The organism is Dyadobacter endophyticus (genome assembly GCF_014641595.1).
Taxonomy (GTDB): Bacteria; Bacteroidota; Bacteroidia; order Cytophagales; family Spirosomataceae; genus Dyadobacter; species Dyadobacter endophyticus.
Window position 1 is genome coordinate 1 of the sequence record NZ_BMIA01000013.1, and the last position, 2,935, is coordinate 2,935.

Genomic DNA, 2,935 nt, shown 5'->3' on the forward strand with positions numbered 1-2,935 from the left:
TTTTCATGTCATATTGGAAGTAGAAGAGATGAGAATAGAGGTTAAATGTGCAAGCTGTTGGGTAATTAGTACTGCTCAGCTAAGTGTATTTCTACATGTATACCTGCAGCCTATCAACGTCGTAGTCTACAACGACCCTTATGTGGAAGATTCATCTTCGGGCTAGTTTCGCACTTAGATGCTTTCAGCGCTTATCTATTCCCCACATAGCTACCCGGCCATGCTACTGGCGTAACAACCGGCTCACCAGCGGTGGGTCCACCTCGGTCCTCTCGTACTAAAGGCAGCCCCCGTCAATCTTCCTACGCCCACCACAGATAGGGACCGAACTGTCTCACGACGTTCTGAACCCAGCTCGCGTGCCACTTTAATCGGCGAACAGCCGAACCCTTGGGACCTTCTCCAGCCCCAGGATGTGACGAGCCGACATCGAGGTGCCAAACCTCCCCGTCGATGTGAGCTCTTGGGGGAGATCAGCCTGTTATCCCCGGCGTACCTTTTATCCTTTGAGCGATGGCCCTTCCATACAGAACCACCGGATCACTATACCCTGGTTTCCCACCTGCTCGATCCGTCGATCTCGCAGTCAAGCCTGCTTGTACTATTGCACTCCACACACGGTTACCAAGCGTGTTGAGCAGACCTTTGGAAGCCTCCGTTACACTTTTGGAGGCGACCACCCCAGTCAAACTACCCACCATGCACGGTCCTGCTCATTGAGCAGTTAGATCCCAGGCCAGCGAAGGGTGGTATTTCAACGTTGGCTCCTGAACGCCTGGCGACGCCCACTCACAGCCTCCCACCTATCCTACACATCCCTGACCCGAAAACAATGCAAAGCTATAGTAAAGGTGCACGGGGTCTTTCCGTCCCGTGGCGGGTAAGCGGCATCTTCACCGCTACTACAATTTCACCGAGCTCACGGCCGAGACAGTGCCCAGATCGTTACACCATTCGTGCAGGTCGGAACTTACCCGACAAGGAATTTCGCTACCTTAGGACCGTTATAGTTACGGCCGCCGTTTACTGGGGCTTCGATTCAATGCTTCTCTTGCGATGACATCCCCTCTTAACCTTCCAGCACCGGGCAGGTGTCAGGCCCTATACGTCAACTTTCGTTTTGGCAGAGCCCTGTGTTTTTGCTAAACAGTCGCCTGGGCCATTTCTCTGCGGCCTCTCTTTGCAGAGGAGGCTCCCCTTCTCCCGAAGTTACAGGGTTAATTTGCCGAGTTCCTTAGCCGTGATTCACTCGAGCACCTTAGAATATTCTTCTCGACTACCTGTGTCGGTTTACGGTACGGGCTGCATACAGCTGATGTTTCAAAAGCTTTTCTTGGAAGCGTCTTCGATGATTCGCTTTGCCCGTAGGCTCGGCTCAACGCACTATTCCGTCAGTACGTACCATCCACGTCGCTCCGTCACTCTTTCACACTGCATGCAGGGGCAGGAATATTAACCTGCTGTCCATCGGTAGTCGCCTGTCGGCTATACCTTAGGCCCCGCCTAACCCTCCGTTGATTAGCATAGCGGAGGAATCCTTAGTCTTTCGGTGTGCGGATTTCTCATCCGCATTATCGTTACTTATGCCTACATTTGCTTTTCTCACCAGTCCAGCACTGCTTACGCAATACCTTCACCCCTGTGAGAATGCTCCCCTACCGATATGTATAAATACAATCGCATAGCTTCGGTAATATGCTTGATGCCCGTTTATTATCGATGCCCGCCCCGCTCGACCAGTGAGCTGTTACGCACTCTTTAAATGTATAGCTGCTTCCAAGCTAACATCCTGGCTGTCTCTGCAGTCGGACCCCCTTAGTTCAACTTAGCATATATTTTGGGACCTTAGCTGATGCTCTGGGTTGTTCCCCTCTCGGACTGGGACCTTAGCACCCCAGCCCTCACTGCCGTGTATATCATGCCCCATTCGGAGTTTGTCAGAATTTGGTAGGATTTGACTCCCCCTAGTCCTATCAGTAGCTCTACCTGAACATGACTCAACCACAACGCTGTTCCTAAAAACATTTCGGGGAGTACGAGCTATTTCTCAGTTTGATTGGCCTTTCACCCCTACCCTCAGTTCATCCGAAAACTTTTCAACGTTTACCGGTTCGGTCCTCCACGATGTGTTACCAGCGCTTCAACCTGACCAAGGGTAGATCACAAAGTTTCGCGTCTACAGCCACTGACTAATCGCCCTATTCAGACTCGCTTTCGCTTCGGCTCCTGTACTTTATACATTAACCTTGCCAGTAACCGTAACTCGTAGGCTCATTATGCAAAAGGCACGCCGTCACCCGAAGGCTCCGACCGCTTGTAAGCGCATGGTTTCAAGTTCTATTTCACCCCGCTGCTCGCGGTACTTTTCACCTTTCCCTCACGGTACTCGTTCACTATCGGTCTCTCAGGAGTATTTAGCCTTGGCGGATGGTGCCGCCGGATTCAGAGGGGATTTCACCGGTCCCCACCTACTCAGGATACTCACTCAGATAAATTCACTGCCTGTACGGGATTCTCACCCTCTATGATTGGCCTTCCCATGCCATTCCAGTTCGCTATTTACCCACTTGGTGAGTCCTACAACCCCACTCTGGCCGTAACCAAAGTGGTTTGGGCTCTTCCGTGTTCGCTCGCCACTACTTACGGAATCATTGTTATTTTCTTCTCCTGCGGGTACTTAGATGTTTCAGTTCCCCGCGTTTGCCCCCCGTAGGGTAATCAGGCTTCACCTGACTGGGTTGCCCCATTCGGATATCTATGGATCAATGCATATGTGCTGCTCCCCATAGCTTTTCGCAGCTTATCACGTCCTTCATCGCCTCTGAGAGCCTAGGTATCCCCCATGCGCCCTTAATTCGCTTGCGCGACTCTATTTTCTTCTCTTCTACTTCTCAATATGTCAATGAACTCGTTACCGGATCTTTTTCCAGTAATG

General features: G+C 51.4%; 1 rRNA gene. It reads right to left on the reverse strand.

Features of this window, described 5'->3' with window-relative positions:
* Positions 1–45: 45 nt before the first annotated feature.
* Positions 46–2,865 (reverse strand): 23S ribosomal RNA (locus tag IEY24_RS32565).
* Positions 2,866–2,935: the final 70 nt, after the last annotated feature.